The sequence below is a fragment of the Okeania sp. genome, assembly GCF_983059655.1.
The window spans coordinates 1-4,471 of the sequence record NZ_CEZPJD010000667.1 but is presented as its reverse complement, the minus strand read 5'-3'; the positions used below and the strand labels follow the sequence as shown (position 1 = coordinate 4,471).

The following is a 4,471-nucleotide window of genomic DNA, read 5'->3' as shown; positions in this document are numbered from 1 at the left end:
GCCATCGTTAAGAACCCAATTTCTTGTCCCAATCGAGGGAAAATACTTTTGCCTTACCCATTTAGCCGACTTATTTGGATGCCTTCTACTTGCCCATCTCCACAGTCTTTTCCATAAGAGGCTATCTATTTTACTGAATACCTCTTTACTAACTTGAGTGGAGTAGTATTTAGCCCATCCTATAATTACCGGATTTAGCTTAGTTATTAAGACTTGAATAGGAGCGGTTTTGTATTTATCACATATAACCGCCAGTTCCCGGTAGTGGGTTTTTATACTCTTTGGAGATGGTTTAATCAGCGTTTTAAATCCTTGTTTGGTTGACTTGGCCTCATATTGTCTAACATTAAATCCTAGAAAGTCGAATCCAGGTTTGTTACCTTCATACTCTTCCAAGGTGTGGACAATTTTGGTCTTTTCTGGTTTTAGTTCTAATCCTACCTGGTTTAACCATTCCTGTATCACGGCTTTAGCCTTTAACACTACTTTAATGTCTTCGTGTAGGATGACAAAGTCATCAGCATAGCGTATTAGGTTGAGACTGTATCTTCTGTCTCTTTTTCCCATTATCTTCCCACTTGGATATCTAAACGGAAGTTTTTCGGCAAATTCCATTAGCCTTTCTTCCATACCGTGCAGGGCGATGTTTGCTAGTAAGGGACTAATTACCCCTCCCTGTGGTGTACCTTCCACAGATTTTAGGAATTGATTATTGTCAAACACTCCAGACTTTAACCATTGTTTAATTAATCGTCTGTAAGGAGATTTCCCAATTTTTCCTAGTAGCTTATCATGGTTAATTTGGTCAAAGCACTTGGATATATCAGCATCTAGCACATATTTTGGCTTTAGGTGGATGCTGGCATAAATAGCTCCAATAGCATCATGTGTCGACCCCCGGAAAAGACCATAGCTATTAGGCTCAAAGCGTGCCTCCCATTCTGGTTCCATACCTAACTTAACCAGAGCTTGTAATGCACGGTCGTACATTGTGGGGATTCCGAGAGGTCTCTTTTCATCCTTCCCTGGTTTTGGTATATATACTCTGCGGGTGGGACTTGCTTTAAGGTGGCGTGATGCGAGTAGGTTCACCAAGTTTAGTCTCTGCATAGGAGGTAGATTTTTAATACCATCTACCCCGGCAGTTTTCTTGCCCTGGTTATCTTGAGTCACGCGCCTAACAGCTAGCAACCTTGCATAATAACTTTTGGTCAGAAGTTTTTGGTATTTGCGCATCTTGCGGATTTCGCCACGGCTGGATGCTTTGTAAATTAACTTTTGCAGCTTAAATACATTCTTCTCAACCCGTTTCCAATTTATATCTTTCCATTTGAGATTAGGATTGATACTGATTTGGGACGGTATATCGTCTGTATTCCATGCCACGCTTAAAAATGGTTTAGGATTTCCTAGTTTTCTTTTTAGTGTTTTAGCCTTATTCATTGCTAATCGTTACCTTACATTACATTCAAAAGTGGGTACGTCTGCATAGTTATGCTTTTTACCCAATCCTACTCTCCCTTTGACCTGCAACATGAGTGCAGATTGACCTTGAATGGCTTCCTAAGTTCTCGACCTATATTCTTAGGTGTCAAAGAGAGGTTTCCTCGTTCCCTTATTCCTTTATTGCGACTGATTTAGTGGGGTAAAATCTCCCGGAGGGTTCGGTATGGTTGCTGATATAAACGTCAGTAATATTTATATCCATAGACCCTCTGGCTTTCGCCCTACATCCCATAGCTACCTTTGGGATGGTTTGACTTCACGAGAGTTTCATTACCTTTCTGTTCGTCCACTTGTCAGCCTTTGCTTGCGGTATCGTTCCTGGTAACTGGTATTGTCCCGCTTTTAAACCAGCTTCGGAGATTGATGTTCAGTCTCTACTCCGTGGTCTATGCTTTCAACCCAACAACAGGGCGGATGGAATTTCACCACCAAGGTAATAAGAGTTATTCACAAGTCGAGGGTGTCCTCATGTATTGACTTGGAACGGCCATTTATACCCAGTTTCCTGGTTTAGTGGCCAACGAGTCGCACACTGACACTATCAGTAGCTCCTTCCTCACTCAAACCAGTACCTCGGCAGCCAATCACAATTAAGTCAGCATTAATCTCATCAGCCACATCACAGATAGTAAAAGCCGGATGGCCTTCTCTTTGCATAGTTTCAGCTTCAATACCCTGCTGGGCAAATAGAGCCTTAGCTTCCTCTAAAAGTTTGATAACTGTTTGCTCAGAAGTCATTTCTGGGTGGAAAGCTTCCTGGCCTTCTGAAACTACTTCTCGCACTGAAATTACTACCAAGCGAGCTTGATATGTCTTGACAATGTTAATCACTTTCTCCGCAGCTTCGCGAGCTTCTCGGCTACGGTCTACAGGAAATAGAACTGTTTTAAACATAGAAGTATATTTGGGGCACGGACTCCGATAAAATGTTTACCGTGAACGAATTGGTGTAATCTAATTTATCCATTCATGGGCCATACCCCATTAATGGACATTGATAAAACAAATACTTAGGAGATTAATCCTGTGACAAAAAAAACTGTAGCAAATTTATCGGCATCTGACTTATCTGGCAAAAAGGTACTCATGCGGGCGGACTTTAATGTGCCTGTTGATAATGGTAGTATTACTGATGATACTAGGATTCGGGCAGCTCTTCCCACAATTCAAGATTTAATTGGCAAAGGTGCAAAAGTTATCTTGACTAGCCATTTTGGACGTCCCAAGGGAAAAGTAAATGAGGATATGCGTCTGACTCTTGTGGGAGAAAGACTCTCTGAAGTATTGGGTAAGGCAGTTAAAAAGTGTGACGACTGTATTGGTGAGGAAGTAGCTTCTGCTGTAGCAGCGATGCAAGATGGTGATGTAGTTTTGCTGGAGAATGTTCGCTTCTACGCTGGAGAGGAAAAAAATGACCCAGAGTTTGCCAAGCAACTTGCTTCTGTGGCGGATGTATATGTGAATGATGCTTTTGGAACTGCTCACCGTGCCCATGCTTCTACTGAGGGCGTGACTAAATATTTGAGTCCTTCTGTGGGTGGTTATTTAATTGAAAAGGAATTAAAATTCCTCCAAGGTGCAATTGACAGTCCTCAAAAACCTTTGGCTGCAATTATTGGTGGTTCTAAGGTTTCTAGTAAAATTGGTGTGATTGATGCTTTGTTGGATAAGTGCGATAAGCTGCTGTTGGGTGGTGGTATGATTTTCACTTTCTACAAAGCTCGTGGTTTAAGTGTGGGTAAGTCTTTAGTTGAAGACGATAAGTTGGAATTGGCTAAGTCTCTGGAAGCTAAGGCAAAAGAGAAAGGCGTGCAGATGTTATTACCTACTGATGTAGTTGTAGCTGATAAGTTTGACCCAGAAGCTAATACTCAAACTGTTAGTGTTGAAGCTATTCCTGATGGTTGGATGGGTTTGGATATTGGTCCTGACTCTGCGAAGGTGTTCCAAGATGCTTTGGGTGATTGCAAAACTGTGATTTGGAACGGTCCCATGGGTGTGTTTGAAATGGAGAAATTTGCTAAGGGGACTGAAGCGATCGCTCGGACTCTTGCGGATAAGCAGGATGCTATTACTATTATTGGTGGTGGAGACTCTGTTGCTGCTGTAGAACAGTTGAATTTGGGTGAGAAAATGAGTCATATTTCTACTGGTGGTGGTGCTAGTTTGGAATTGTTGGAAGGTAAGGAATTACCTGGTATTGTTGCTTTAGATGAAGCATAAATTGCTTTAAACGAACCACAGTAGGGATGTTTCATGGAATGTCCCTACAATATTTTGCTTGTGAAGATAGCGCTGTAATATCCTCACACTTCCCATAATAGATATATCCTGTTTTTTCCTGAATTATGATAACTGATAACTGATAACTGATAACTGATAACTGAATTTATCCTTCTCCTTGACAGACGAAACCTGCCCAATAATAAGGATGATTAAAGGGTTTTTCGCCTCCTATCAATTTTTGAGCTTCTTCTACTAAATCATAAACTTTCTGACAGTTATCAGCTATTTTCTGCTTTTCTTCATATTCTGTGTTTCCTGGAGTTTCTGGAGTTTCTTCTGTATTTCCTAGAGTTTCTGGAGTTTCTGGAGTTTCTGGCGAGCAAGATGCTCGCACTGGATGATTTCCGGCAAACTCTTCTTCTTTGACTGGCGAGGAAGATGTTTGCATTGTATAATGATTTCCTTCAAACTCTTCTAATACCACTTCTGGATTTTCTTCTTTGACTGGCGAGCAAGATGCTCGCACTGTATAATGATTTCCTTCAAACTCTTCTAATACTGGTTCTGGATTTTTTTCTTTGACTGGCGAGGAAGATGTTTGCATTGTATAATGATTTCCTTCAAACTCTTCTAATACTGGTTCTGGATTTTTTTCTTTGACTGGCGAGCAAGATGTTTGCATTGGATGATTTCCTTCAAACTCTTCTAATACCGCTTCTGGATTTTCTTCTTTGACTGG

4 protein-coding genes are annotated in these 4,471 nt (G+C 41.1%); 1 reads left to right on the top strand and 3 read right to left on the bottom strand.

The window, feature by feature from the left end:
• On the bottom strand, positions 1-1,443 hold a 1,443-nt coding region (gene ltrA / locus AC3DU7_RS26285; protein WP_488042228.1), incomplete at its 3' end, for a group II intron reverse transcriptase/maturase.
• Positions 1,444-2,016: 573 nt separating this feature from the next.
• Positions 2,017-2,400 carry a universal stress protein gene (locus tag AC3DU7_RS26280; protein ID WP_488042227.1) on the bottom strand — a complete coding sequence of 128 codons (384 nt, stop codon included), beginning with the start codon at positions 2,398-2,400 and terminating at the stop codon, positions 2,017-2,019.
• Positions 2,401-2,532: 132 nt separating this feature from the next.
• On the opposite strand from AC3DU7_RS26280, the gene AC3DU7_RS26275 reads away from it, so the two are divergent.
• Positions 2,533-3,729: a phosphoglycerate kinase gene (locus AC3DU7_RS26275; RefSeq protein ID WP_488042226.1), complete on the top strand. Its 1,197-nt coding sequence runs from the start codon at positions 2,533-2,535 to the stop codon at positions 3,727-3,729.
• 166 nt (positions 3,730-3,895) lie between these two features.
• Here the strand turns inward: AC3DU7_RS26275 and AC3DU7_RS26270 are convergent.
• Positions 3,896-4,471, bottom strand: a 576-nt coding sequence (locus tag AC3DU7_RS26270) for a hypothetical protein (protein ID WP_488042225.1), incomplete at its 5' end; no start/stop codon positions are given.